Origin of the sequence: Streptomyces sp. NL15-2K (genome assembly GCF_030551255.1) — a bacterium.
Classification (GTDB): domain Bacteria; phylum Actinomycetota; class Actinomycetes; order Streptomycetales; family Streptomycetaceae; genus Streptomyces.
The window spans coordinates 11,890,667-11,916,634 of the sequence record NZ_CP130630.1; the positions used below are offsets into that span (position 1 = coordinate 11,890,667).

Below are 25,968 nucleotides of genomic sequence, written 5' to 3' on the forward strand. Positions count from 1 at the left end.
GTGGCCCGTCTCCTCACGTCCGCAGGAGACGGGCCAGCACCGCGGCGTGGCTCTCCTCGGGGTCCTTGGCCGCGGTCAGCAGTGTCACCGTCCCCTTGCCCGCCAACTCGCGGACGCGGTCGAGAAGCTCGACTGCCTCGGGAGCGGCCAGCTCCTCCTCGTAACGGCGGCCGAACTCCTCGTACGACCCCTCACCCGCGTGATACCTGCGGCGCAACTCGGTCGACGGCGTGAGGGCCTTGGGCCACTCGTCGACCTGCGCCGCGTCCTTCGACAGACCGCGCGGCCACAGCCGGTCGACCAGGACACGCACGCCGTCGTCGGGCTCGGGCGGTTCGTAGACGCGACGGACGCGAACGCTCACGGGCGGGCCTTTCTCGGGCGGGGCGGCGGTGGCGCGAGCGTACCTCCGTGGCCCCGGGACGGCGGGCGACGCGACGCGACATGACCTGAACGAGGGCGCTGTACGGGGCAGGCGACCCCTCATCCGGGCCCGTTGGCCGCCCCCCCACCCGCCGGACTCCACGTGCCGCAACCCGTCAGACGCACCGCCGTCCTCCGCCGCGAGGCCGTGATCCTCACCGGCCCCGTCGCCCTCACCGCGCTCCTCGCCTCCGCGGACCCGCCCCGGCGGGGATCCGTACCTACCCTTCGCCGGCAACGGCGGTTAGGACGTCGACCACTACGACCTGACGCTCCGTTACACCCCCGGCAGCGGCCACCTCGCCGGCGAGGCGGTGCTCACCGCCCGGGGTGTTCCGCGGCGCGCGCACCGCACACGGGCGGACCACCTTCCGCCGGCCGGGCAGAGCGAACCCAGGGCCGCCTGCCTGGCCACGGCGACGGTCGGCACGCTGGAGAAGTAGACCCGCCCCGTTTACGCCCGCGGCGCCATGACCCCGCACGCCCTGCGCACGGCCGTCGGAGACCGGGCGTTCTTCCGGATCACGCGGGTCTGGGCGACCGAACACCACGACGGCCACGGCACCACCGCCCAACTCGTCCGTGTCGCGGAACGCGTGTCCGGGAAGAACCTGGGCGCCCCGCTCCACACGTGGCCGTACGCACCCGGCAAGCCGAACAAGCCCAGAGACCGAACAAGCCCCAGAGACCGAACACGGCGTAGAACCTGACGAGTTCCTCACATGTCTCGGTCAAGGTCGATCCATGATCACACGTAGTCCCCGTGCCGCGCTGCTGGCCGCGTCCCTGCTGCTCACCGGATGCGGCGGCGGCGCGACGGCGACCCCGGACCACGGCGCCGAGGCCACCCGGGCGACGATCAGTGCCCCCACGCCCTCGTCCGAGATCAAAGTCCAGGTCGTGCCACGGCGACTGCCGGGCCTGGGCCCCAAGACCTGGGCCAAGGTGCCCTCCCGCGCCCGGCAGGCCGTCGTGGTGACCGGCCGGGGCAGGGACTCGCCGCTGTCCACGGTCGTCCTCTACGAGCGCACCGAGGCCGGTTGGCGGGCCGGCGACAGCTGGCCCGCGCACAACGCGCTCAAGGGCTGGACCGACCACCACCGGGCCGGTGATCTCCGCTCACCCATCGGCGGCCACACGCTCACCGACGCCGGTGGGCTGCTCCGCGCCCCCGGAACCCGGCTGCCGTACGACCGGTCCGTGGGATTCACCGCGCGCGGTACGGGATTCGAGGGCGAGCCGCTGGCCGGGTCCTTCGACTACGTCATCGCCGTCAACTACAACCGCGAACCCGGCACTTCACCGCTGGACTGGACCCGCCCCCTCGGCGCGGGCCGCGGCGGCGGCATCTGGCTGCACGTCGACCACGACGGCCGCACGCAGGGCTGCGTCAGCATCGCCGAGGAGCACATGAAGGAGCTGCTGCTGGCCCTCGACCCGCAGCGGCACCCCGTCGTCGTCATGGGCGACGCCAAGTCCCTGGCCCGTTGAAGCGGCCGATGCTCCCCGAACCGCTCAGGATCCGCCGCGTGTGCGCACATGTGCTGGTCGCCGAGGACGACGAGATGCAGGCCGAACTCATCCGCCGCTCCCTGCTCGCGGAGGGCCACACGGCCACCGTGGTCCACGACGGCCGGGCCGCCCTCGACGCGGCCCACCGGCTCCGGCCGGACCTCGTCGTACTGGACCTGATGCTGCCGGTGATCGACGGCTTCGGGATGTGCCGGGTGCTGCGCCGGGACGACGACATCCCCGTCCTGATGCTCACCGCCCGCACCGCCGAGGACGACGTACTGCTGGGCCTGGAACTCGGCGCCGACGACTACATGACCAAGCCCTACAGCCCACGCGAACTGATGGCCCGTATCCGCCGGTCCTGCGGCGCAGCGGGCGCGCGGGCGCCGACCGGCGGGACGATCCCGCCGTCCGTGCCGGGGGTGTCACGGTCGATCCCGTACGGCACGAGGTGCGGTGCGACGGAGAACCCGTGGAGTGCACGCCGGCCGAGTTCGAGATCCTCCTCGCCATGGCCGCCGAACCGGAACGGGTGTTCTACCGGCGGCAGTTGCTGGAGGTCACCCGCGGCACCGACCGGGCCTCCACGGAACGGGCCGTCGACGTCCACGTCATGAACCTGCGCCGGAAGATCGAGGCCGACCCGCGCCGCCCGGCCCGGCTGCTGACCGTCTTCGGGCCGGACCCCGCCCTGCTCGCCTCGCTGCACGACGAGGCCCTGGTCCTCCAGCGCGTCATCGACGACCTGCGCGACCTCGCCGACGCCGACGCCGACGCCCTGCGCCTGCACCGCGAGGCCGTCCGCCGCGACGAACTCCTCGACCAGGTCGCCGTGGCCCACCGCGTCGCCGCCGACACGGCCCAGGTCGCCCTGAGCACCGCGGTGGAGGGCAAGCCCTGGCTGGACGCCGACCCGGTCCGGCTGCGGCAGGCGCTGGGCAACCTGGTCTCCAACGCGCTGCGCCACACACCCGCCGGCGGCACCGTCACCCTCGCCGCACGCCAAGACGGCGACGACGTCGTCCTGGAGGTCGCCGACACCGGCACCGGGATCGCGCCCGAGGACCTGCCGCACGTCTTCGACCGCTTCTGGCGCGCGGAGAAGTCCCGCAGCCGCCGCACCGGCGGCAGCGGCCTGGGCCTGCCCATAGTCCGGCACCTGATCGCCGCGCACGGCGGTACGGCCGAAGCCACGAGCGAGCCCGGCATCGGCAGCGTCTTCACCCTGCGGCTGCCCGGGGCCCCGGCACGGTAGCGGTCCGTCCGATTCCGACGGCGTCGCACGGGTACCCCGTCTCGCACGGGGCGAAGAGGAGGCGAAGAGGAAGGCCACGACATGAGCGCATCGGACGACCTGCCGGTCGTGGGCACACTCGCCGAACTGACCGGCCTGGTCGAACGGCACCAGGGCCTGTACGTCCGCTGGTCGCGCGGCCCCGGGGCCGACCTCGCCGACGTGTCCAGCACCGACGACCTCACGGGCGCCCCCATGCCGGGCCTCTCCGCCAACCCGCTCGACGTCGAGGAGTGGTGGCAGGACCGGCCCGTGGAGGTGTGGGTGGCCCGCCGGCTGTACGACTACTCCCACCTGCCGCACGAGAAGGGGACCGACGTTCGCCCCTGGGTCCTCAAGGGCCGGGAGACGGGCCGCGGACCGGACAACGAGCCGTTGGTCGAGGACGTCCGCCCCCTGTGCTGGATCGACTCCCGGATGATCGACGAGGCCCGGGCGGAAGTGGACCGGCAGGAGAATGCCTGGGGGCCGCTGCGCCGCACCGGCCGCTGAAGCGCCCGGCGTCGGGGTCGGGGTCGGGCGACGCCGGGCCCGCGCCTCACCCTGAGCGCCGCCGGGCGCCGGCGCGCCGCTTCAGCGCACGGCGTTCGTTCTCGCTCGTGCCGCCCCACACACCGAGGGTCTGCCCGGTGTCGAGCGCCCACTGCAGGCACTTCTCCCGGACAGGACAGCGCCGGCACACGGCCTTCGCCCGCTCCGTCTGCACCAGCGCCGGTCCGGTGGTGCCGATCGGGAAGAAGAGATCGGGGTCCTCGTGGCGGCACGCGGCGTGGTCTCGCCAGTTGTCCATGAAAAGTCACCTGCGATCGAAGTCGTACGTGCCCTCGGGGATGCCTTGCTCGCTTCCGGGTCACCTGTCGATGCTTGGGTGAAACTGCCGCGTTTCGGGGGACGGGGCGGGAATCGGCCACTGACGAGGACACGCGGCGCACGACGCTATGCCCTAGGTCAGCGCAGCGCCTCGGCGGCCGCCGTCACCACCGCGTCGGCCACCGCGGCCAGCGCGGGGGAGTCCAGCTTCCACTGTTGCCAGTACAGCGGGACGTCGACCGCGCGGTCCGGTGCCAGGGAGACGAGGCAGCCCTCGCGCAGCAGGCGGTCCGCCTGTACCTCCGGCACCAGGCCCCAGCCCAGACCCGCTGTGACGGCCTCGACGAAGCCCTCAGAGGTGGGGACGAAGTGCCGTACGGGGCTCGCCCCGCCCCGGCCCCTGCCAAGCCGGCGGACGAAGGCGTCCTGGAGGTCGTCGCGCCGGTCGAAGGCCATCACCGGCGCGTTGGCGAGCGCGTCCCGCAGCGGTTCGCCGAGATGCTTCTCGGCGAACGCCGGGCTCGCTGCCGCGAGGTAGCGCATCCGGCCCAGGGCACGCACGGAACAGCCCGCCACGGGATCGGGCGACGAGGTCACCGCGGCCATCACCAGGCCCTCCCGCAGCAGCGCGGCTGTGCGGGTCTCGTCCTCGCGGCGCAGCTCGAAGCACAGGGCCGGCTCCTGCGGCACGCGCGTGATCGCACCCAGGAACCACGTCGACAGGGAGTCCGCGTTCACCGCGATCGAGACCCGGGTCGGCTCCCCGTCGCCGCTCATACCGAGCTCGGCGCGCGCGTCCCGCTCCAACCGCGCCAGCTGCCGGGCGAAGCGCACGACGACCTCGCCGGACTCCGTCGGCCGCACCGGCTTCGTCCGCACCAGCAACACACGTCCCGTGCGCTGCTCCAAGGCCTTCACCCGCTGACTGACCGCCGACGGCGTGACATGCAGAGCGGCGGCCGCCGCGTCGAACGTGCCCTCGTCCACCACCGCGAGCAGCGTCCGCACTTGGTCGAGCGGGAGCTCCGGCATCATCATGTCGGCATCACACCAGCTAATGCTACGTAAGAATCTTTAGCTGTACTACCTGTGATCGTTTTCCTACCGTCGACGTCATGTCCGCCTCCCTGACCGCCGCTGCCGCCGGATTCGGCACCGGCCTCTCACTCATCGTCGCCATCGGCGCCCAGAACGCATTCGTCCTGCGCCAGGGCGTCCGTCGCCACGCGGTCCTCGCCGTCGTCGGCATCTGCGCCCTGTCCGACGCCCTGCTCATCACCCTCGGCGTCGCCGGGGTCGGCGCCGTGGTGGTCGCGTGGCCGGGGGCGCTGACCGCGATCGGCTGGATCGGCGGCGCGTTCCTGCTCGGCTACGGCGCTCTCGCCGCCCGCAGGGTGATCCGACCGGGCGGCGCCCTGCGTGCCGACGGCGAGGCGGAGGGCTCGCGTCGGCGGGCCGTGCTGACGTGCCTGGCGATGACGTGGCTCAATCCGCACGTCTACCTCGACACCGTGTTCCTGCTCGGCACCGTCGCTGCCGACCGCGGCCCGCTGCGCTGGACGTTCGGCCTGGGCGCCGTCCTGGCCAGCCTGTGCTGGTTCGCCGCGCTGGGCTTCGGCGCCCGGCTGCTCGGCCGCTTCCTGACCAGACCAGCCGCCTGGAGGGTCCTGGACGGACTGGTCGCCGCGATGATGATCGCCCTCGGAACCATGCTGATCGCCGGAACCTGAGCATACGGCTCCTGAACGCCCGGCCGGTGCTGCGATAGTGATCCCTGGCCCGAAAGATGTAACAAGCAACCAGGAAGCCCGTGGACACCAGTGAGAGCGGCACCGAATCGCAGCCGGCCGCGGCCGACGAGGCGAAGCAGACCCGGCGCGGATGGCGCCGCTGGGCCATGGACACCCGCCCTCTGCGCATCCCGGCCTACCGCCGACTGTGGTCCTCCACGATCGTCACGGCCGTCGGCAGCCAGCTCACCGCCGTCGCCGTCCCCAAGCAGATCTACGACATCACCGGCTCCTCGGCCTGGGTCGGCGCCGCCAGCCTCGCCGGCCTGCTGCCGCTGATCGTGTTCGCGCTGTGGGGCGGGGCGATCGCCGACAGCATGGACCGCCGCAAGCTGCTGTTCATCACCAACAGTGGCATCGCCGTCACCTCCGTCCTGTTCTGGCTCCAGGCCGTCGCGGGGCTCGACTCGGTCGCGGTGCTGATGGTCCTGCTCGCCGTGCAGCAGGCGTTCTGGGGGCTGAACGCCCCGGCCCGCAACGCCTCCATCGCCCGCCTGGTCCCCGAGGAACAACTGGCGGCCGCCAACGCCCTCGGCTCGACCGTCATGCAGACCGGCCAGGTGGTCGGACCGCTGCTCGCCGGTGTCCTCATCCCCGTCATCGGCCTGCCCGAGCTGTACCTCGTCGACGCCCTCGCACTGTGCGTCACCGTATGGGCGGTCTACCGGCTGCCCCAGCTGCCGCCCCTCGCGAGCACGGGGAAGCGACGAGCCGGCGTACGGGAGATCGTGGCCGGCTTCCGCTACATCGCCGCGCACAAGGTGCTGCTGCTGTCCTTCCTCGCGGACATCATCGCCATGGTCTTCGGCATGCCCCGCGCCCTGTTCCCGCAGCTGGCGTCCCAGACCTACGCCCCGTACGGCGAAGGGCTCGCGCTGGGTCTCCTCTTCGCGGCGATCCCGATCGGCGCGGTGGTCGGCGGGCTGTTCTCCGGCACGTTCTCCCGGGCCCGCCGGCACGGCTGGATGGTGATCGGGGCGGTGGTCGCCTGGGGCGCGGCCATCACCGGCTTCGGGCTGAGCGGCAGCCTGTGGCTCGCCGTGGTGTTCCTGGCCGCGGCCGGGATGGCGGACATGGTCTCGATGGTCTTCCGCGGGGCGATCCTGCTGTCCGCCGCCACCGACGAGATGCGGGGGCGCATGCAGGGAGTCTTCACGGTCGTCGTCGCGGGCGGCCCCCGCCTCGCCGACGTGCTGCACGGCACCGCGGGTTCGGTCTTCGGCGCGCGTACGGCGGTCGCGGGCGGCGGACTCCTGGTCGTGGCCGTCATGCTGAGTCTGGCCTTCGCGGTGCCGGCGCTGCGCCGCTACCGCGTCTGAGGCCGCCGCCCGGCGACTGTCGACAAGGCTCGTGATCAATACACCTGGGCGGGCGGGAATTCGACGACAGGGCCTAGAGGGCGCCCCGCCTGTGCATCGTGTACTGCTCCATGAGCTTGCCCCGGGTCGTCTCCAGCCGGTGCGCGAGGATCTCGGCCACGCTCCGGACGAGGATCACCCCGAGCTGCGGATCCTCCTCGCACAGCCGCAGCACCGAGGCCGCGTCGAACTCGTAGGCGCGCACCGGGCTGAAGGCCTGCGCGCCGAAGTCCCACTGGTACGGCGGGAACAGCCACGACCAGCCGAGCAGATCCCCCGAGCCGAGGCTGGCGACGGTGACCCGCTGGTGGGACGTCACCTGCTGGGTCAGGGAGACCGCGCCCGAGCGGATGACCCAGAACCGGTCGGCCGTCCCTCCCGCCTCGAAGATGTGGGCGTCCTCGGGGAAGGAGACCTCTCGGGCGAGTGTCATCAGGCTCCGGCGCTGGGGCGGCGGAAGGGCGGTCAGCAGTTTGATCGCTTTGGTCATGGCGCGGGGCTCCTCGCCGGCGACGGGTTCGGGTGTTATCCCTGTGCCCATTTCAGCGGCTCACGGAGCCCCGGGCACCTCGGCGAACCGAACAATTCCGCGCGGAGCGTCAGCCCGGCGAGCGGTACCCACGGCGACGACGGCATGAAAAAGCCCTGGCTGGACGGGGGAGACCAGCCAGGGCCGTTAGCGGTGGCGCGCGGGGGACGGATGCGGTCGACCCCGTGGCCACGTATGAATGAACCGTAAACCATCTATGGGGGTAGTGCGTAGCCGGATCCGGGTCACGTGACCTGTTTCACTCTGCGGCCACTCGATCGTCAGCTGCTCGTCACTCGGCGTCGAGGGTGACCACCCTGATCGTCTCCAGCTCGGTGTCACTGGCGTCGGGGAGGTGCATGCCCGCGTCCAGGCCGCTCCGCAGGTACCGCAGCACGGGCTCCGTCAGTCGCTCGCCGGGGAGCACGGCCGGGATCCCGGGCGGATACGGCGTGATCATCTCCGCGGTGACCCGCCCGGCGGCCCGGGACACCGGCACGTTCTCGGCCGGTCCGAAGAACGCGTCCCGGGGCAGGCGGGCCTGGTCCATCCGCAGCTCGGACGGCAACGGCATCTCCACCCGCGGGGCCGGCCGCAGCTCCGGCGCGGCGCGGGCCAGGTCCTTGAGCGCGGCGAGCAGTTCCCCCACCGTCTCGTGGTCGTCGGCGTGCGTGATCTGCGCGCCGATACGGCGGTGGTCGGTCAGGTGGGTGTTGATGCTCCTGTGCTCCCGCAGCCAGTCGGCCGCCTGGTAGCCCGTAATGCCGAGCGCGTCGATGCCGATGACGCCCGGCAGCGGGTCGAGGTCGTCGGCCAGTCCCGGGCCGCAGAAGTCGTCCCGGTCGTTGACGTGCATCCCGTCGATCGTCTCGATGGCCGCCCGGACCTCGGTGGCGAGTTCCAGGGCGGCGCCCATCAGCTCCTTGCCGTGCAGGGCCATCTGCCGGCGCCAGCCGTCCAGTCCGGCGTACAGCAGCACCGACGGGCTGGTGGTGCCCAGCAGGTCGGCACGCATCCCCAGCAGCGCCGGCGTGACCAGATCACCCTGAAGGTGGAAGACCGAACCCTGCTCCAGGCCGCTGCCCATCTTGTGGATGCTGGTCACGCAGATGTCGGCGCCTGCGTCCATCGCCCAGGACGGCAGATCGGGGTGGAAGGGCAGATGGGCGCCCCAGGCCTCGTCCACGATCAGCGGGACGGAGCGGCGGTGACACACCTCGGTCACCGCTCGCAGGTCCGCGCAGGCGCCGTACGGCGTGGGGCTGGTGATCAGGGCGCCCTTCGCGGCGGGGTGGGTGTCGAAGGCCTGCTCGAACTCCTGGGCGGACGGCGGATGCGCGAGCCGTCGCTCGGCGTCCCAGCGCGGCTCGATCCACACGGGCTCGATGCCGGAGAGGATCAGCCCCGACACGACGGATTTGTGGGCGTCCCGCCCGACCAGCAGCTTCTCGTGCGGGCCCGCCACGGCCAGCATCGCCGCCTTGACGGACAGGGAACTTCCGCATGTGCTGAAGAAGGTGTGGTCGGCGTGCACGGCATCGGCCATCAGTTCCTGGGCGCGCTGCAGCACCCGGCCCCGGGTGAGCCGGTCGTCCAGACCGCCCGACGCCAGCACGTCACCGAGGAAGACCGAGTCACCGAGCACCTCGCGCACCGCGGGATCGGCCCCACGGGCCTGCTTGTGGCCCGGCGGCGCGAACGACAGCCGCCCCCGGCGGTGATAGTCGTCCAGCGCTTCCAGAACCGGTGCTCGAGTGTGATCGACAGCCATGGAATCCGAGTTCCCGACCCCGGCGGCCGCAATCCGGACTCCGCCGAGGGGCGTACGTCATCCGTCATACGGCAGGGGCGTGAGCGGCTCCTGCGATCGTCACGCCTCGTCGTCGTGCCTGCCCGGGGTCAGGATCTCGTCCAGCACCCTCAGCACGCTCTCGTAGGCCAGGCTCCGCACGCCCGCCTCGCGGGCCCCCTCCGGGTCGGCCTGTCGCAGGTTGTCACGGCGCGTCCGCCAGGCCCGCTCCTCCTCTTCCGCGCAGGCCCGGGCGCGCTGGATGCGTCGCAGCAGTTCGTCTGAGTCCACCACATCGGTCATGGACAACGCGTACCCGCTCAACGCGACGGGATGGCCGACTCCCGTCCTGGATATGAGGTTTGGCAGGCCGGGGAGAGGTCAGCCGAAGAGGAGAGACCTGCGGAAGCCCGCGCAGTGCGGGGGCACGACCGCTGCGGCGGGCGGGGCGGCCGCTCCGTCGGTGAACGCCCGGGCCTGGACATGGCCCGCAGACGCGTCGGCTCCGGCTTCTGTCTTCAGCGATCAGGGAGTTCAGGGATGTGCGAGGAGCACAGGACCGAATCCGCCCTCGAACCGACTGCCGCGCACCGGCGCGGGCAGCTCCGCCCGTGCAAACCGGCCGAGGCGCGCAGGGTCGTGGAGCGGGCCGTGACGGAACGCTGTCGCGCCGCCCACACCCCGTGCGACGCCGAAGCGCTCTCCGACGCCCTGCTCGTCGCCTCGGAGCTCACCACCAACGCGATCCTGCACGGTGGTGGCATCACGGACTTCCAGGTCGACGTCGTGGGGCTCGGCGTGCGGGTGTCGGTGAGCGACCGCAGCGACGAACTGCCGGTGGCCATCACGCCGGTCGACGAGCACGGGCGGCGCCGGGTCGGCGGACGCGGCTGGCCCATCGTCTGCCGCCTGGCGCACGACGTGCGCGTGACCGGCCTGCCCACCGGCGGGAAGTGCATCACCGCCGTGGTGCCCCTGTCCGTGCCCGTCTCGGCCTGACCGATTCGTGCTGAACGCATTTCGGCACCTGAGTTTGTACCAACGGTGGCAGGGCAGACGCAGTCTCGTGCTTCGGACCGGAGGCGCGCCAGCGGGGAGCTGTGTAGCTGCTCCGGGGCCGTCCAGGCGATCCGGCAGCGTCCTTCCCGCGGTAAACCCCTGAAACGACCCTTCAGGAGCGATTCCGCATGCTCATCGATATGTCGACAAGCCGTCCCGGCACGCCCACCCAGCCGACCGCTTCGACTCGGCGCAACCACGACGACGCTCCCGACACCACCGCCCTCTTCACCCGTCTGGCCGCACTGGAGGACGGCCCCGAACGCGACGCCCTGCGTGACGAACTCGTCGCGGCCTGGCTGCCCATGGCCCACCGGATCGCCGGCCGGTTCCGCGACCGCGGGGAGTCGATCGAGGACCTGCGGCAGGTGGCGGCACTGGGCCTGGTCAAGGCGATCGACCGGTTCGAGCCGGAGCGGGGGGCCTTCGAGAGCTACGCCGTGCCCACCATCACCGGTGAGGTCAAGCGGCACTTCCGGGACCGGATGTGGGCGCTGAGGGTGCCCCGCCGGGTGCAGGAGCTGCGCAACAAGGTGCGGCTGGCGCGGCGGGAACTGACCCAGAACCCAGGTTCCCCCGAGCCCACGGTCGCCGACATCGCCGCTCACACCGGGCTGACCGAGGACGAGGTCTCCGCCGGCCTGGAAGCCCTCGAGAGCTTCAGCACCCTGTCGCTGGACGCCGAGTTGTCGGCCGGCGACGAAGGCTACAGCCTCGTCGACACCCTGGGCTCTTCGGACGCCTCGTACGACGTCGTCGTCGACCGCGAGTCCGCCAAGGAAGGCCTGCGCCGACTGCCCGAACGCGAACGCGCCATCCTCTACATGCGCTTCTTCGAGGACATGACCCAAAGCCGCATCGCCGACCAACTCGGCATCTCCCAGATGCATGTCTCCCGCCTCATCAGCCGCAGTTGCGCCCGCGTGCGCGACGAGGTACTGGGGCAGCGGTCCGGCCGCGGCACCAGCGGCGGTAGGACAGCGGCCTGAAGCGACGGCGCACGCCGTGGGCACCCGTGGACTGTGGCAGGGCCGCTGCCGGTCGCGAGGCGGCTGACCCCGGCGGAGCACCGTCGCGGCATATGCCTCCTCGCGACCAAAGCAGCGGATTGCAGGAGTCGAGATGAACACGAGTGCCATGGCGCGGCCCGGCCGCACCGGGGTCGGCCGGGTGGCGAAGGGTTCGGCCCGGGAGGGCGCCGCACGGGCGGGCCTGGCCGCGCGGGGCGTGATCTACCTGCTGGTCGGCGTCCTCGCACTGCAGATCGCCTTCGGCGGCAGCGGGCGCCAGGCGGACCGCGGCGGTGCCCTCGCCGAACTCTCCGACAGGCCGTTCGGCGCCTTACTGCTGTGGGCGCTGGGCGTCGGCCTCGTCGGTATGGCCCTGTGGCGGCTGTCCGAGGCCCTCTTCGGCTCGGTCGGACCGGACGGCCGTAAGGCCAAGAAGCGGCTGCTGGCGGTGGCGCGGTGCGCCTTCTACACGTTCGTCGCCTACTCCGTGCTGTCCTTCGCCGCGGGCTCGGGCGGCGGCGGATCCAGCGACGAGCAGTCCAAGGACGTCACCGCCCGGCTGCTGGAGCTGCCCGCCGGGCAGTGGCTCGTCGGGGCGGCCGGCGCCGGGATCGCCGTGGTCGGCGTGTGGATCGCCGTAGGGGCGGTGCGCCGCACGTTCCACGACAAGCTCAAGCTCCGGGAGCTGTCCCCCCGGGCCCGGCGGCTGGTGGACGCGGCGGGCGTGGGCGGCGGCGCGGCCCGCGGGGCCGTGTTCGCCGCCGCGGGCGCCTTCGCCGTGCGGGCCGCGGTCGACTACGAACCCGACAGGGCGAAGGGACTGGACGACACCCTCCGCTCGTTCGCCGACACCCCGCTCGGACCATGGCTGCCGGCCTGCGTCGCGGCCGGGCTGGTGCTGTTCGGACTGTTCTCTTTCGCGATGGCCCGCTGGCGTCGCGTCTGAGAAGCGGCACACGGGGAACACGGACCGGATGAACGAACCCGAGCTTCCGCCCGACGGCCGGCCCGTGGACGTCTACCTCGACATGCTCCGGATCCGCATGGACACCGAGGACTACCAGCTTCTGCTCAGCGTGGTGGAACCGGTCCTGCGTGCGATCGACGAGGAACGCCTGCCCGCGTTCGACTTCGCACTCGACGAGTCGCACGCGGAAGGGCTGCCCCAGGAGATCCGCGACGAGGCCGCCCTGGTCATCGCCACCGCTGTCACGGGCCGACTGGACAACGAGGTCATCGAGCTGGACATCGACGAGACCGGCCCGGTCCGGGTGGTCACCGACGCGGTCACCGCCTCCGACCCGACACGCCTCGGCGAGATCGCCGACTACATCCGCGAACGGCAGCGGATGAACGACGAACTGCGGGGCATCGCGGAGGTGAGCGGCCTGCCCACGGATCTGTGACCGCTACCGCCGACGTGCGGCGGCGGGCACACCCAGTGGCCGGGCCAGGCCCGCCACCGACTCGTCCAGGCGCTGCAGATGCCGCAGCACGCGGTCGGTGATGCGGCCGTACCTGGGCGTGCCCGGGAGGTCCGGCTCCAGGAGGGCGGCGATGCTCGAGCCGGTCTCGATCCCGACGTCGGCGTGCTCGTCGGCGACGTGCGCGGAGATCGCCCCGATGTTGTGCGCGATGCGCCGTCCGGCCCGGCGCAGCCGGGGATCGGCCGCGATCGAGGGATGGGTGGGCAGGAGTTCGGCGGTCGCCGCCAGCGAACGGGCGTGGTAGGCGCAGGTCTCCAGGAGCGCGACGACATAGCGGGCGGTGTCGCGCCGGGCCCGCAGCGGCGTGATCGGGTGGGTGAGCGGCTGGGTGGCGGCGCGCAGGTCGGCGAGTGCCTGGTCCAGGTCGCGCGCCTGGTCGAGCAGGTCGGCCGGGGGCCCGCCGCTGAGCTGGTCCACGGCCTGTTCGGTGACGTCGGCGAGCCGCTCCAGGACAGTGACCAGGAGGTCGTTCGTACGGCGGTCGGTCCGCACCGGCAGGACGAACGCCGCCGCGACGACCCCGCAGGCCGCGCCGAGCGCCGTCTCCTCCACGCGCAGCAGCAGCACCGAGAGGCTGTAGGTGTGCAGCAGGGTGTACAGGAGCCCGAGCGCCGCGGTGACGAAGAAGGACATCAGCGTGTACGACAGCGGCGCGGTGTAGAACATCGCGAAGACGAACACCAGCACCAGCGCGAACGCCGTCCAGGTGTGCTGCCCGACCAGTCCCGCCAGCACGATGCCGGCCACGACACCGAGCACCGTACCCACGAGGCGGCGGTAGCCCTTGACCAGGATCTCGCCCGTGGAAGCCGTGTTGAGGAACACGATCCAGCAGGTCAGCACCGCCCAGTACCAGCGCTGACTGGACAGGAGCTCACCGCCGACCATGGCGAGCGAGGACCCGACGGCGACCTGCACTGCCGCGCGGGTGGTCGGCCGCCGCAGCCCCGTGAGCTCCTCGTCCGGCCGGTTCTCGTCCTCGCCGGCGTCGATCGCGGCGTCCTCGGCGTCGAGTTCCTCGCGGGAACGGGCCGTCGCGGGCGAGTCGTCCGACTCGTCCTGGGCCCCGCCGAGGGCGATCCGCAGCCCCAGCACCGCGCGGGCGGCCTCGCCGACGCCCCGGAAGACGTCCTGGACGGGGGGTGCGGCGGGCGGCAGGTTGTCCTCGTCGCGGTATCCGAGGAGCCGGTTGCGCACATGGGACAGGGCCGTGCCGGTGTCGTCGGTGACGGGCCGCAGCACGAGCATGTGCAGCGCCTGGAGATCGCGGCGCAACGTGGCGATCGCCTCGTCGCGGACCGGCAGCCGGTCGCCTGCCGGGGCGGGCGCGCCCGGCAGATGCAGGGTCAGTGTGTCCGCCCGCTCGGCGCTGCGCGCGGTCAGCAGCAACCAGGCCCAGCCGCTCGGCGGCGATCTCGGCGTCAGCGACGCGGCGCTGCACCAGCCGCGCAGTGGCCTCGTCCGCGGTTCCCTCCTCCAGTCGGCCCTGGATCATCATCGCCGTCTCGTGCAGTCGTGCGGTGCCGTCGCGGACGTCCTCCAGGGCTTTGTCGACCTCGTCCGGCCCGGCGTCGAGCAGGTCGAGCTGCGCGGACACCAGTTGGGCCAGCCGGGCCCGGAAGGCCTCACGCAACCGCTCGAGGATGTGCGCCGGCGTCTCCGGCACGAGCGCGAAACGCGCCAGCGCGCTGACCGGGAAGGCGACGCCGATCGCGCCGTACAGCTCGGGCAGGCCGGAGACGGTGGCGCCGACGAACAGGGACAGGAAGTAGACCTGGAACCCGATCAGCCCGAGCGCGGTGCCGCGGTCGCCGAAGCGGCGGCCGTAGACCGCGCAGAAGATGAGGGCGACGAAGAAGAGGTCACCGGCCACCACCCGAGAGCTGAGCAGCGCGCCCAGCGTCACGGAGGCCAGCGCCACCGGCAGGCCCAGCGCGAGGGTCACGGCCTGCTGCCCGCGCTGCTTCTCCCGGATGGCGAAGGTGGCGACCATCGCCGCCATGGCCCCCGTCACCAGATGCGGGACATCGGCCCCCACCAGGCCGAGCACGGCCAGTGTGAGGGCGATGGCACCCACCGTCCGCAGTCCGGCGGCCAGCCGCAGCAGCCCGGGGTCGGACGCCGCGACACCGTCCCGCAACCGTGCCCGGACCGATCGCCCCGCTGCCTTCACGCCGCCGTACTCACTCCTGTGTCAGGTCATGATCTCCGTGGTCAGCATGGCACGGGCGGTAGGGGATCACTGGCCCCGGGGCTCCGCGAGGGTGTGCGCGACGAGCGCGTTGGCGTGGCCGTGCCCCAGACCGTGTTCGGCCTTCAGCCAGGAGACGAGTTCCATCTGCCGGGTCAGCGGCGAGGAACGGATCAGCTCCTGCCACTCGGCGATCGGGCGGCCGTACTTCTTCTCGATGGAGGGGAAGTAGCTCGCGGGGCCCTTCACGATCTCGGTCATGGCGGTGTCCTTTCGCGGTGACGTTGTCCTGTCCCTCCTTGGACCGCCGACCGGCTGGGAACTGATCGGCGGTCCGCAGTGATTCACGTCACTTCAGCGAGAGGGTCACTGCTCCTGCCGCGCGGAGCCCTCGACATGGGCTCGCACCTGCTCAGGCGTCAGATACGCGTTCGTGTACTCGAAGTCCTTCAGCCTGGCGGGCTTGCGGGCCTGGAAGCCGGTGCGGACGAAATCGTCGCCGGCGATCGCGTTGAGCACCCAGTTTGTCATCACCCGCGTCTTGGCGACGTTGGTGCGCAGGGCCGACCAGTGGTAGCCGCGGGCGACGGCCTGGGCGGGCAGGCCGCGCAGTTCGATGCCGAGCGGCTTGGACACGGCGTCGGTGCCGCCCAGGTCGACGACGAGGCCGAGGTCCTTGTGGACGTACGGCTGCATCGTCTGCCCCCGCAGTGTGGCGATGACGTTGTCGGCGACGTGCCTGCCCTGCCGCATCGCGTGCTGCGCGGTGGGCGGGCAGACGGCGCTCTCCTCGCCCTTGGCCTTGTCGGGTACCGCGGCGGCGTCGCCCAGCGCGAACACGCCGTCGTGGCCCGGCAGGTTCATCTCGGCGTTGACCGCGAGCCGGCCGCGGACCGTCTCCGCGCCGAGCGTGGCGATGAGCGGGCTGGCGGCCACACCCGCGGTCCAGATCAGCGTGCGGGTGGGGATCACCCGCCCGTCGGTGAAGGTGACTTCCTCCGGTCCCGCCTTGTCGATGGAGACACCGAGCGAGATCTCGATGCCGCGCCGGCGCAGGATCTCCGTGGCGCTGCGGCCGAGCTTGTCGCCGAGCTCCGGCATCAGCTTCGGGGCGATGTCGATCAGATGCCACTTGATCAGGCCCGGGTCGAGCCGCGGGTAGCGCTTGACGGCGGCGTGCGTCAGGCGTTGCAGGCACGCGGCGGTCTCCGTGCCCGCGTAGCCGCCGCCCACCACCACGAACTGCAGCCGGGAGGCGCGCTCCGCCGGATCCTGACTGGCGTCGGCCAGGTCGAGTTGGGAGATGACGTGGTCGCGGATGTAGGCGGCTTCGGCCAGCGTCTTCATACCGAAGGCGTGCTCGGTGAGGCCGGGGATGTCGAAGGTGCGGGTGATGCTGCCGGGGGCCAGCACGATGTAGTCGTACGGCTCGTCGACGATCCGGTCGGTGATGGTGCGGATGACGCAGACCTTCGCCTTCATGTCCACGCCGATGGCGCCGCCCGGAATGATCCGGGTGCGGTACTTCTTGCTGCGGCGCAGGGAGACGGCGATCGACTGCGGCGTCAGCACGCCGGAGGCGACCTGGGGCAGCAGGGGGAGGTAGAGCTGGTAGGCGAACGGCGTCACCAAGGTGACGTCGGCTTCGTCCGGGGAGAGTTTCCGTTCCAGACGGCGGACGCACTCCACACCGGCGAAGCCTGCGCCAACCACCAGGATCCTGGGTCGTGTCACGGTGTTCATCCCTTTCTGCGGCTCCAGGCGGTCTGCCTCGAACGCCATTCGCCTGCCCGTGGATCGCCGATTCGCACCTCATCGATCCCACCGTGCCGTCAGCCGTTCCGCCAGCTGGGCACGGCGGGCAGCCGAACGCTGTCGATCACCACCATGCCCGGTCGGTGGCCGAAACGCACTGGTGCGGGAGGGAAAGAAGAGGATCAATTCCCGGGAGGGCCTCAAGCGTCGACGAGGGCCAGGGCCTCGTCGGTCCCCTCCGAGACCGGCACCGTGATGCTGACGCCCGTGAGATCGAGGATCCGTCGCACCGACGGTGTGGGCGAGATGATGTGGACGCTTCCCGGGATGTCCCGGGCCTCCTGGTACACCCGCAGGATGATGTTCATGCCCGAGGAGTCCATGAACGGCACGTCCGAGAGGTCGAGCAGGAAGTGGCGTCGGCCGTGATGGAGCTGGTTGGCCAGGTGATGCTGGAACTCCGTCGCGCTGTCGACGTCCAAGTAGCCTCCCACCCTGATCAGGGCCACGTCCTCGCGGGGCAGGGTGACCTCGACGGACAGCGGGTTCTGCGCAAGGGACACAGGTACCTCCAACAAGAGCTGACGGCACAGCGGGTAACCCGTGGGACCGGAGGCCATGCCACCGCTTCCGGCCCGGAACATGCCGAATGCGCGTGCGGCAGAGGGGTATTTGGTGCTGTGAACCCCTCGGGCGGAAGGAGCAGCGTGGCCGTTGACAGAATCTGGTCGTACGCGCCCGACAGCGGATACGTCGAGGGACAGGACCTGACGGGCTTCACCGTCTCCGCCGGCGACGGCACCCTCGGACGGGTCGACCGGGAGGCAGCCCCGGGCGGCATGCGGCACCTGGTCGTCGACACCGGCGTCTGGCTGTTCGGCAGAAGCGTCCTCGTCCCCGTGGGCGTCGTCACCGGCATCGACCCGGGGGCCCGGAAGATCACTCTGGCCTGCACCGGGGCGGCAGTGAAGGCGGCGCCCCGCTTCCGGACCGACAGCGAGACCCGGGACCCCGCGTACCTGGCGGCCGTCGGTGACTATTACCACCGGCTCCAGCCCGCGTCCGGCGCGTGACCGAAGGAGGCTCCGGACTCACCGGGGGCAGCATGCGCGAGAACCAAGAGGACAGCGACGCCTTCACCAAGGCAGGAACACATGCACGTCCTTGCCGTGGTCGTCCGTGACCACGCTGACCTGGTCGCCCAGTGCGTGGATCAGATGCCAGCCGATGCCTCCGCCGCCGTGCCGCGGATCGAACGGACGTGGTGCGGGCGGCGTGGTGCTGGTGTCGTGCATCGTCACATGCACACCGTCGAAGGTCCGGCGCATCCGCAGGGCGAAGGGGCCCGGGGCGTACTGGACCGCGTTGGCGGCCAGTTCGGTGACGACGAGCAGGATGTCGTCCCAATACTCCGGGGCCGCCGGCGGCGAGGTCCGTGCGAGGTCACGGAGGAACTCCTCCGCGGCGAGACGCGCACCCGTCACGTTCTGCGGCTCGCCCGCAAAACTGGTGCTGCGGCTCGGGATCGCCTCGGAAGCCAGTGTCTCGTCCCCACGCGGCTCGATTGCCATGTCGCCTCTCCGGCCCGGCGTCAACAGGGCCGTCGTCCTCTCTCACGCTCGCTGCCGTCTCCTTCTCTCCCTGCCTGCCTCTTGCCTCCCTCTTGCTGTCTTCTGCTGTCTCTTGCGTCGCCACTGTTGCGTGTTCCCGGGGGCGCGGAGCCTACGCGTTCTTCGCACGCCGGGGTCGGTGCCGCCCTCACCGGAACACGTTGTCCGCGTCGTCCCAGGCCGACAGCTCGTCCGGCACGCGCTGCCGTCCACCGCGCGAGCGCGCCTGGTACATCGCGTCGATCTCGAAGGCGTACGTCTTGACGATGAGGTCCCGGCGCAGCTTCATCGAGGGCGTCAGTAACCCGCTGGCGATGTCGAACGGCTCCGGCAGCACGCGGAAGACCCGGATGGACTCCGAGCGCGACACGGCACTGTTGGCCGCCGCCACGGCCCGCGCGATCTCCTCCCGCAGCGCGTTCTCCTCCCGGGCCTCCCGGCTCGGCGTGTCGCTCTGCAGCGCCAGGGCCGCCCGCCAGTGCGCGAGGAACTCCGGGTCCAGGGTGAGCAGCGCACCCACGCACGGCCGGTTGTCACCGACGACCACCGCCTGGTGGATGAGCGGGTGCATCCGCAGCCGGTGCTCCAGGACGGCCGGGGCGACGCTCTTGCCGCTGCTGGTGATGATGATGTCCTTCTTGCGGCCGGTGATCGTCAGATAGCCCTCGGGATCCAGCCGCCCGATGTCCCCGGTGGCCAGCCAGCCGCCGTGCAGCGCGGTCCGTGTAGCGCTGTCGTCGCCCACGTAGCCCTGGAACACCGACGGCCCGCGCACGAGGATCTCCCCGTCGTCGGCGACCCGGATGTCCGTGCCCGGCAGGGCCCGCCCGACGGTCCCGGACTTCTCCCGGCCCAGCGGCTGCATGGTGACCCCGCCGCAGGTCTCCGTCAGCCCGTAGCCGTCGTTGACGTAGATGCCGATGCCCTCGTAGAAGAGGGACAACTCACGGTTGAGCGGGGACCCGCCGGAGGTCGCGCGGCGCACCCGGCCACCGAGCGCGCCCCGCAGTTTGCGGTACACCGTGCGTTCGTACAGGGCGTGTTGCAGCCGCAGGTCGAAACCGGGACCCGGCCCCTCGCCCAGCCGTTGTCGCTCGCAGGCCGCGGCGAAGTCCCGCGCCGTCTCGGCTGCCCGCTCGAACAACGCGCCGCGGCCCGACTGCTGTGCCGTGCGCAGGAAATTCTTGTAGATCTTCTCGAACATCGACGGGACGCCCCAGAAGTAGGTCGGCCGCAGGGAGCGCAGCGCCGACGCCAGCGCCTCCTCGCCCAGGTCGGGTTGGTGGCCCATCAGCAGACCGCCGCGCAGGCACAGGCTCTGGATCATCAGGCCGTACACATGCGAGAAGGGCAGGAAGGCGAGGGCGGAACCCTGCTCTCCGGGCGGCGTCGCCGTCTGGCCCCAGCCCGCGAGCAGGGTGTCGCAGGTGCTCGCCAGGCTGCGGTGGCTCAGCGCGCAGCCCAGGGGGTGGCCCGTCGTGCCGGAGGTGTAGGCGACGACCGCGGTGGAGTCCGGCAGCACGATACGGCGCAGCGAGTCGACCGTGGCGAGCGGGATGAACTCGCCCCGCGCCGCCAGCTGCTCCAGCGCTCCCGCGTCCAGCTGCCAGACGTGCCGCAGCCGGGGCAGACTCGCGCACACGGAGCCGACCGTCATCACCGCCTGCTCGTCCTCGACCACCACGGCCGCACAGCCGGCGTCCCTGAGGATCCACTCGACCTGGTCGCGAGAGGAGGTCGGATAGACGGGGACGACCTCGGCGCCCACCGCCCACAGCGCGTAGCTGAGAACCGTCCACTCGTACCGCGTGCGTGCCATGATCGCCACGCGGTTGCCCGGTGAGATGCCGGACGCGATCAGCCCCTTGGCCAGGTCCACCACCTGGTCCCGCAGCTCCACGGCCGTCACCTCCTCCCACGTGGTCGAGGCGGCGTCCGGGCGGCGCGCCAGCAGCGGCAGGGTGGGGTTCAGCTCGGCCGTCTCGAAGACGCTGTCGGCGAGCCCGCCGGTCAGGGGGGAGACGGCCGGGGGAGCGAGAGCGAGATTGCGCATGCGCTGCTCCTGATGTGTACGGGGTGTGACTCCGCCGACGAGCACGGTTACCTTGCGGTGGTCGAATCTAGCCGAGGTGACGGCGCGCGGTGCCGGGAACGGAGAACTGGCACATGCCCCGATGATCTCGGCGGGTTGGGGGGACTCGGACCGCATGAGTCACATCAACCCTGATCCCGAACCCGAGCGCAGCACCGGTCTGGAGCCGGGCGGCGGCGTGCCGCCCGGGGAGACCCCGCCGGCCGAGAGCAGCCTGCCCGAGGCGGGCCCGAGGGAGACGCACAATCCCCCCACGGGCTGGGCCAAGGGACCGCTGACACTGATCCTCGCCCTGGTCGTCCTCGTCGCGGCGTTCTTCCTGGTGTACGCCCTCGTCCTGATCCTCTGAGAAGGCCTGTCCTCTGAGAAGTCCTTCAAAGGTCCCGTGAGAGGTCGTGTGAGAGTCGTAGCCCCGAAGAAGACCTCACGTCTGCGTCAGGCGCACGCACTCGGTGACCACGTCCCGCAGGCTCCCGGTCCGCTCCATCAGCTCGCGCTGCACCCGGGCGCCGTTGCCGTGCCGCAGCAGCTCGGAGCAGCCGGAGCGGGCGCGGTCGAGGTCGCCGCTGTCGGAGAGGGCGTCCCCGACGTGGTCCAGCAGCGCCCGCACGACCGTCTCCGCGGGCATGCGCCGCATGGTCGCGGGGTGCAGCAGCTCCTCGGTCAGCCCGGACCGGGCGGCACGCCAGGCCGCCAGCCGGAGCAGGCTCACGCTGTGTTCCATCGGCCCCCGGCCCGCGCGCCACTCGCGTGCGGCGGTCTCGACGAGGCCGCGGGCGAGGGCGGCGAGCAGCACGGCGGTGTCGGCGTGCAGACAGACGTCAGCGACGCGGATCTCGACCGTCGGATACCGGCGGGACAGCCGGGCGTCGAAGTAGATCATCCCCTCGTCGAGGATCACACCGGTGGCGACCATGTCCGCGATCCGCCGGTGATAGCGCTCGGCCGAGCGGAAGGGCTCGGTCGGACCGGCCGACGGCCACCGCTGCCACACCCGGCTGCGATAACTGCTGTAGCAGGTGTCCTTGCCCTGCCAGAACGGGGAGTTGGCGCTGAGCGCGGACAGCACCGACAGCCACGGCTGGATGCGGTCGACGACGGCCACGGCCTCCTCGTCCGACTCCACCGACACATGGACATGGCACCCCAGCACCATCTGCTCCTGGGTGGCGATCCCGTACTGCTCCGCCATCCACTGGTAGCGCCGGCCCATGCCGACCGAGGGACTCACCGGCAGCGGCGACGTGGCCAGTGCGGCGACGGCACATCCGCTCTCCCCGGCGTGCCGGGCGGCCTCCTTGCGGCAGCGGACGATCTCCGCACGCAGCTCCTCCATGCCCGACTGCGGATGCGTCGCGAATTCGAGCATCTGGTTGTGCAGCTCCTTCTCGAAAAGGTCGTGGTCGGCCTCGTCCACCGCCGCCCGCGCGAGCACCGCGGCGGACAGCGCCTGCGGCTCGCCGGTCTCCGGGTCGACCAGGAGGAGCTCCTCCTCCACTCCGACGGTGCGCACGTGATTGCCCTTCTGTGGCCTCTCTGCGGCGACGACGAGGATTGCTCCGTCGTACGCCCCGACTGCCCCTCCCGGGCCCTTCGGACACCTCCGGCCGGCCGCACCGGCCTCAGAGCTCAGAACGGAATGGGCGCCGGCTCGCGACGCCCGGCACGCACGTTCGCCACTCTCAGCCGGGCAGCGGCGTCAGCCACACCGTGGCGAGGGGCGGTAGCGTGAGCCGGACGGCTCCGTCCTCCGGCTTGATCGGATCGGGATGTACGACATCGCTGCCGCCGTAGCGTCCGGCGTCGGTGTTGAGGGTCTCCTGCCAGGCGGGGATGCCGTCGGGAACCCACAGGCGGTAGTCGTGCCGGACGACGGGGGAGAAGTTGGAGACGGCCAGCAGGGGAGTGCCGTCGGCGCCGAAGCGCAGGAACGCGAAGACGTTGTCGTCGGCGGCGTCTCCGATCACCCACTGGAAGCCGGAGGGGTCGGTGTCGCGCTGCCAGAGGGCGGGGGTCGCGCGGTAGACCGTGTTGAGGTCGCGGACCAGGTCACGGACGCCCCGGTGGTCGCCTTCGGCGCAGTAGCCGGGGTCGAGCAGCCACCACTCGGGCCCGTGCTCCTCGGACCACTCCCCGCCCTGGGCGAACTCCTGGCCCATGAAGAGGAGTTGCTTGCCGGGGTGGGCCCACATGAAGCCCAGGTAGGCGCGATGGTTGGCCCGTCGCTGCCACCAGTCGCCGGGCATCTTGGACACGAGGGCCTGCTTGCCGTGGACGACCTCGTCGTGCGAGATGGGCAGGACGTAGTTCTCGCTGTAGGCGTACACCATCGAGAAGGTCATCTCGTTGTGGTGGTACTTGCGGTGGATCGGCTCGTGGCTGACGTAGCCGAGCGAGTCGTGCATCCAGCCCATGTTCCACTTCAGCCCGAACCCCAGACCGCCGCTGTCGGTGGGCCGGGTCACCCCGTCCCAGGCCGTGGACTCCTCCGCGATCGTCACCACACCCGGCGCCCGCCGGTAGACGGTGGCGTTCATCTCCTGGAGGAAGGCCACCGCGTCCAGGTCCTCTCGCCCCCCGAACACATTGGGCGTCCACTGCCCCGAGTCGCGCGAGTAGTCGAGGTAGAGCATCGAGGCGACCGCGTCCACGCGCAGCCCGTCGATGTGGAACTCCTCGCACCAGTACACGGCGTTGGCCACCAGGAAGTTGCGCACCTCGACGCGCCCGAAGTCGAACTCGTACGTCCCCCAGTCCGGATGCTCCGCCCGCCGGTCGTCCCCCGGCTCGTACAGCGGGTCCCCGTCGAAGCGGGCCAGGGCCCAGTCGTCCTTCGGGAAGTGCGCAGGCACCCAGTCCATGATCACGCCGATGCCCGCCCGGTGCAGGGCGTCCACCAGGTACTTGAAGTCGTCGGGGGTGCCCAGCCGTGCGGTCGGCGCGTAATAGGACGTGACCTGGTAACCCCAGGAGCCGCCGAAGGGATGCTCGGCGACCGGCATCAGCTCGACGTGGGTGAAGCCCAGGTCCTTCACGTATTGGGGCAAGACCTCAGCGAGTTGCCGGTACGTCAGGCCGGGCCGCCAGGACGGCAGATGGACCTCGTACACCGAGAACGGGGCCTCGTGCACCGGCACGTCCCCGCGCCGGGACATCCACTCATGGTCTCCCCACTCGTATCGCGAAGAGGTGACGACGGACGCCGTGTTGGGCGGCTCCTCGGCGCGTCGCGCCATCGGGTCGGCCTTGAGGAACCGGCCGCCGTAGCGCGAGGTGATCTCGAACTTGTACCGCGCGCCCTCGCCGATGCCCGGCAGGAACAGCTCCCACACACCGGACGCGCCGAGGGAGCGCATCGGGAACGCCTGCCCGTCCCAGAAGGTGAAGTCCCCGGCGAGGCGCACCCCTTGGGCATTCGGCGCCCACACCGTGAAGCGGGTGCCGGTCACGCCCTGGTGGGTCATCGGCTCCGCGCCGAGCGCCTTCCACAGCTGCTCGTGCCGGCCCTCGCGGATGAGATGCAGGTCGATGTCGCCGAGGGCGGGCAGGAAGCGATACGGATCGTGCACCTCCTGCTCCCCGTCGGCGTACGCCACCAGCAGCGTGTAGGCGGGGATCGCGTCGAGCGGCAGGACCCCGGAGAACAGGCCGTCCCCCTCCGAGTCGAGCCGGCTGCGCTCGCCGCCGATCACGACGCTCACCGAGCGGGCGAACGGGCGCAGGGCCCGGAAGACGATCCCGCCGGGTACCGGATGGGCGCCGAGCAGCGCGTGGGGGTCGTGATGGGCCCCCGACAGCAAGCGCCCACGGTCGGTGGGGTCCAGGGCGGGCGCCGCGGTGCGGCGGGCCGGTCCGGACGGTTCGGGCAGTGAAGTGTCGCGCAGGGCCACGGTTCAGTCTCCTCTCACGGCGAGACGCTCGATCGCCGCCATGGGTACGGGGAGCCAGTCCGGGCGGTGCCTGGCCTCGTACAGGACTTCGTACACCGCCCGATCGGTCTCGTACGCACGCAGGAGACCGTGCTTCTTGCGCGGATCCCATCCGGCGCGGGCGGCGTAGCCAGCGCAGAAGGCCTCCCGGCAGCGGCGCGCCCACTCCGGGCGCCAGGGGCGGCGCTGCCGGGCCGCGTAGTCGAAGGAACGCAGCATGCCGGCGATGTCCCGCACCGGGGACTGGGCGCTGCACCGCTCGGCGAGCGGACGGGACGGCTCGCCCTCGAAGTCGATGACGAACCACTCGCGCCCCGCGCGCAGCACCTGTCCCAGATGCAGGTCACCGTGGATACGCTGGGCGGGCGGCCCGGCGTCACAGGTGGCGAGGGCGCCGAAGGCGCTCCGCAGGCCGGGGACGAACGGCTTGAGCGCCGGCACGTAGTGCGCGGCGGAGTCCAGCCGCTCGGTCATCGCCGCCGCCGTACGGCCGTTCTCGCCGTGGGTGCCGGGGGGGAAGGCCGAGGCCAGCGCGAGGTGCACCTCCGCCATGGCCTGCCCCAGCTCGCGGGCCTGCGCGGCGAAGTGGTCACCGGTGCCGAGCGCGCGCAGCGCCAGCGTCCAGCCGTCGGACGCGTCGCGCAGGTACGGCTGCAGCACACCGAGCGTCGCGTCCTGCGGATGCGTGGTGCTGAACCAGGCCACCGGGGCGGGGACGCGGCGGCAGCCTTCGTCGGCCAGCGCGCGCGGCACCTCCAGGTCGGGGTTGACGCCGGGTTGGATGCGCCGGAAGACCTTCAGGATGAACTCGTCGCCGTACACCAGCGAGGAGTTGGACTGTTCGGCGTCCAGCAACCGCGGCGGCAGCCCGGCCGGCACCGGCACGGACGGATCGCACTCGAAACGCAGGGGGCCGGCCGAGCCGGGGTGCCGCAGCCGCTCCAGGAGCAGCTGCGCCGACCGGGGGTCGTGCAACGCGTCGTACACCGTCATGCCGGCCAGCGGGCCCTCTTCCGCCCTGCCGATGAGCGCCCGGCCGAGACGGGGCGCCATGTGTTCGCGCACGCCGAGGAGCAGCTGGTAGCAGTCACCGGCCGGGCCGGCCCAGCAGGGAGCCGGCACTCCCGCGTGACCGGTGTGCACCAGCAGGTGCAGACAGCCCGGGTACAGCTCGGTCATCGACAGCAGTGCGAGTTCCGTGACGGGCCGGTCCTTGCCGGCGAACCAGCGCTGCCGGGGGAGCCACTCGCGCAGCAATTCACCGAGCGAGGCCATGGGATCGGGGACGACCGTGGGTCTGCGGCGGAGAGATGCGGTCTTCGGCATG

Annotated in this window: 24 protein-coding genes and 5 pseudogenes; 14 read left to right on the top strand and 15 right to left on the bottom strand. The window is 71.6% G+C overall.

Translation table 11 applies throughout. The features are described from left to right. Nucleotides 1-13: 13 nt before the first annotated feature. Entirely contained in the window at nucleotides 14-364 is a 351-nt protein-coding gene (locus tag Q4V64_RS52110) for a DUF488 family protein (RefSeq protein ID WP_124445489.1), read from the bottom strand. A 210-nt stretch (nucleotides 365-574) separates the two neighbouring features. Between Q4V64_RS52110 and Q4V64_RS55885 the strand changes: the two are divergent. The 6 genes and pseudogenes from Q4V64_RS55885 to Q4V64_RS52135 form a co-directional block, all read left to right on the top strand. Further along, nucleotides 575-752, top strand: a pseudogene (locus tag Q4V64_RS55885) (M1 family peptidase); the annotation flags it as partial. 120 nt (nucleotides 753-872) lie between these two features. Beyond that, nucleotides 873-1,133, top strand: a pseudogene (locus Q4V64_RS52115) (hypothetical protein); the annotation flags it as partial. A gap of 34 nt (nucleotides 1,134-1,167) precedes the next feature. Beyond that, nucleotides 1,168-1,914, top strand: coding sequence for a hypothetical protein (locus Q4V64_RS52120; RefSeq protein WP_124445490.1), 747 nt, complete (start codon nucleotides 1,168-1,170; stop codon nucleotides 1,912-1,914). A gap of 38 nt (nucleotides 1,915-1,952) precedes the next feature. Further along, nucleotides 1,953-2,617: pseudogene (locus Q4V64_RS52125) on the top strand (response regulator transcription factor); the annotation flags it as partial. Next, nucleotides 2,618-3,193 (top strand): annotated as a pseudogene (locus tag Q4V64_RS55890) (ATP-binding protein); the annotation flags it as partial. It lies immediately after the preceding pseudogene. Between the two features lie 81 nt (nucleotides 3,194-3,274). Further along, nucleotides 3,275-3,724 carry a DUF6098 family protein gene (locus Q4V64_RS52135; RefSeq protein ID WP_124445491.1) on the top strand — a complete coding sequence of 150 codons (450 nt, stop codon included), beginning with the start codon at nucleotides 3,275-3,277 and terminating at the stop codon, nucleotides 3,722-3,724. Between the two features lie 46 nt (nucleotides 3,725-3,770). Here Q4V64_RS52135 and Q4V64_RS52140 read toward each other — a convergent pair whose 3' ends face one another. Beyond that, nucleotides 3,771-4,022 (bottom strand): WhiB family transcriptional regulator, encoded by a 252-nt coding sequence (locus tag Q4V64_RS52140; RefSeq protein ID WP_124445492.1) that lies wholly within the window; start codon nucleotides 4,020-4,022, stop codon nucleotides 3,771-3,773. Between the two features lie 158 nt (nucleotides 4,023-4,180). Next, a complete protein-coding gene (locus Q4V64_RS52145) occupies nucleotides 4,181-5,077 on the bottom strand; it encodes a LysR family transcriptional regulator ArgP (RefSeq protein ID WP_124445545.1) in 897 nt (298 codons plus the stop codon). Nucleotides 5,078-5,157: 80 nt separating this feature from the next. Between Q4V64_RS52145 and Q4V64_RS52150 the strand changes: the two genes are divergently transcribed. Next, on the top strand, nucleotides 5,158-5,772 hold the full coding sequence (locus Q4V64_RS52150; protein WP_124445493.1) for a LysE/ArgO family amino acid transporter: 615 nt from the start codon (nucleotides 5,158-5,160) through the stop codon (nucleotides 5,770-5,772). An 80-nt stretch (nucleotides 5,773-5,852) separates the two neighbouring features. Then, nucleotides 5,853-7,151 carry an MFS transporter gene (locus tag Q4V64_RS52155; RefSeq protein ID WP_124445494.1) on the top strand — a complete coding sequence of 433 codons (1,299 nt, stop codon included), beginning with the start codon at nucleotides 5,853-5,855 and terminating at the stop codon, nucleotides 7,149-7,151. 73 nt (nucleotides 7,152-7,224) lie between these two features. Here the strand turns inward: Q4V64_RS52155 and Q4V64_RS52160 are convergent, their stop codons facing one another. From Q4V64_RS52160 to Q4V64_RS52170, 3 genes are all read right to left on the bottom strand, one after another. Continuing rightward, complete coding sequence (locus tag Q4V64_RS52160) at nucleotides 7,225-7,680, bottom strand: cyclic nucleotide-binding domain-containing protein (protein WP_124445495.1); 456 nt, start codon at nucleotides 7,678-7,680, stop codon at nucleotides 7,225-7,227. A gap of 331 nt (nucleotides 7,681-8,011) precedes the next feature. Beyond that, a complete protein-coding gene (locus tag Q4V64_RS52165; protein ID WP_124445496.1) occupies nucleotides 8,012-9,490 on the bottom strand; it encodes an ornithine decarboxylase in 1,479 nt (492 codons plus the stop codon). Nucleotides 9,491-9,589: 99 nt separating this feature from the next. Next, nucleotides 9,590-9,811, bottom strand: a complete 222-nt coding sequence (locus Q4V64_RS52170; RefSeq protein WP_124445497.1) for a hypothetical protein — start codon at nucleotides 9,809-9,811, stop codon at nucleotides 9,590-9,592. A gap of 237 nt (nucleotides 9,812-10,048) precedes the next feature. Between Q4V64_RS52170 and Q4V64_RS52175 the strand changes: the two genes are divergently transcribed. The 4 genes from Q4V64_RS52175 to Q4V64_RS52190 all read left to right on the top strand — a co-directional run bounded on the left by Q4V64_RS52175 (nucleotide 10,049) and on the right by Q4V64_RS52190 (nucleotide 12,983). Beyond that, nucleotides 10,049-10,507 carry an ATP-binding protein gene (locus Q4V64_RS52175; protein WP_124445498.1) on the top strand — a complete coding sequence of 153 codons (459 nt, stop codon included), beginning with the start codon at nucleotides 10,049-10,051 and terminating at the stop codon, nucleotides 10,505-10,507. A gap of 188 nt (nucleotides 10,508-10,695) precedes the next feature. Then, nucleotides 10,696-11,556 (top strand): SigB/SigF/SigG family RNA polymerase sigma factor, encoded by an 861-nt coding sequence (locus Q4V64_RS52180; protein ID WP_124445499.1) that lies wholly within the window; start codon nucleotides 10,696-10,698, stop codon nucleotides 11,554-11,556. A 133-nt stretch (nucleotides 11,557-11,689) separates the two neighbouring features. Continuing rightward, nucleotides 11,690-12,523 (top strand): DUF1206 domain-containing protein, encoded by an 834-nt coding sequence (locus Q4V64_RS52185; RefSeq protein ID WP_124445500.1) that lies wholly within the window; start codon nucleotides 11,690-11,692, stop codon nucleotides 12,521-12,523. A 28-nt stretch (nucleotides 12,524-12,551) separates the two neighbouring features. Beyond that, nucleotides 12,552-12,983 (top strand): hypothetical protein, encoded by a 432-nt coding sequence (locus tag Q4V64_RS52190; protein ID WP_124445501.1) that lies wholly within the window; start codon nucleotides 12,552-12,554, stop codon nucleotides 12,981-12,983. A 3-nt stretch (nucleotides 12,984-12,986) separates the two neighbouring features. On the opposite strand, the pseudogene Q4V64_RS52195 reads toward Q4V64_RS52190, so the two are convergent. The 4 genes and pseudogenes from Q4V64_RS52195 to Q4V64_RS52210 form a co-directional block, all read right to left on the bottom strand. Continuing rightward, nucleotides 12,987-15,237, bottom strand: a pseudogene (locus tag Q4V64_RS52195) (FUSC family protein). A gap of 66 nt (nucleotides 15,238-15,303) precedes the next feature. Then, nucleotides 15,304-15,516: a DUF4287 domain-containing protein gene (locus tag Q4V64_RS52200; RefSeq protein WP_124445502.1), complete on the bottom strand. Its 213-nt coding sequence runs from the start codon at nucleotides 15,514-15,516 to the stop codon at nucleotides 15,304-15,306. A 105-nt stretch (nucleotides 15,517-15,621) separates the two neighbouring features. Further along, nucleotides 15,622-16,998: an NAD(P)/FAD-dependent oxidoreductase gene (locus Q4V64_RS52205; RefSeq protein WP_124445546.1), complete on the bottom strand. Its 1,377-nt coding sequence runs from the start codon at nucleotides 16,996-16,998 to the stop codon at nucleotides 15,622-15,624. 212 nt (nucleotides 16,999-17,210) lie between these two features. After that, nucleotides 17,211-17,573 carry an STAS domain-containing protein gene (locus Q4V64_RS52210; protein ID WP_124445503.1) on the bottom strand — a complete coding sequence of 121 codons (363 nt, stop codon included), beginning with the start codon at nucleotides 17,571-17,573 and terminating at the stop codon, nucleotides 17,211-17,213. A 144-nt stretch (nucleotides 17,574-17,717) separates the two neighbouring features. Between Q4V64_RS52210 and Q4V64_RS52215 the strand changes: the two genes are divergently transcribed. Further along, nucleotides 17,718-18,083 (top strand): PRC-barrel domain-containing protein, encoded by a 366-nt coding sequence (locus Q4V64_RS52215; RefSeq protein ID WP_124445504.1) that lies wholly within the window; start codon nucleotides 17,718-17,720, stop codon nucleotides 18,081-18,083. A gap of 63 nt (nucleotides 18,084-18,146) precedes the next feature. Here the strand turns inward: Q4V64_RS52215 and Q4V64_RS52220 are convergent, their stop codons facing one another. After that, nucleotides 18,147-18,581 (bottom strand): ATP-binding protein, encoded by a 435-nt coding sequence (locus Q4V64_RS52220; RefSeq protein WP_124445505.1) that lies wholly within the window; start codon nucleotides 18,579-18,581, stop codon nucleotides 18,147-18,149. A gap of 187 nt (nucleotides 18,582-18,768) precedes the next feature. After that, nucleotides 18,769-20,673, bottom strand: coding sequence for an AMP-dependent synthetase/ligase (locus tag Q4V64_RS52225; protein WP_124445506.1), 1,905 nt, complete (start codon nucleotides 20,671-20,673; stop codon nucleotides 18,769-18,771). A 154-nt stretch (nucleotides 20,674-20,827) separates the two neighbouring features. Here Q4V64_RS52225 and Q4V64_RS52230 point away from each other — a divergent pair, with 154 nt between their 5' ends. Further along, nucleotides 20,828-21,061, top strand: a complete 234-nt coding sequence (locus Q4V64_RS52230; protein WP_124445507.1) for a DUF6480 family protein — start codon at nucleotides 20,828-20,830, stop codon at nucleotides 21,059-21,061. Nucleotides 21,062-21,136: 75 nt separating this feature from the next. On the opposite strand, the gene Q4V64_RS52235 is transcribed toward Q4V64_RS52230, so the two are convergent. From Q4V64_RS52235 to Q4V64_RS52245, 3 genes are all read right to left on the bottom strand, one after another. Then, the gene (locus tag Q4V64_RS52235) at nucleotides 21,137-22,225 is read right to left on the bottom strand and encodes a glutamate--cysteine ligase (RefSeq protein ID WP_124445508.1); all 1,089 of its coding nucleotides are present in this window, start codon (nucleotides 22,223-22,225) and stop codon (nucleotides 21,137-21,139) included. Nucleotides 22,226-22,394: 169 nt separating this feature from the next. Further along, nucleotides 22,395-24,602, bottom strand: coding sequence for a 1,4-alpha-glucan branching enzyme (gene glgB, locus Q4V64_RS52240; protein WP_124445509.1), 2,208 nt, complete (start codon nucleotides 24,600-24,602; stop codon nucleotides 22,395-22,397). Between the two features lie 3 nt (nucleotides 24,603-24,605). Further along, entirely contained in the window at nucleotides 24,606-25,967 is a 1,362-nt protein-coding gene (locus tag Q4V64_RS52245) for a maltokinase (protein ID WP_124445510.1), read from the bottom strand. Nucleotide 25,968 lies beyond the last annotated feature (1 nt).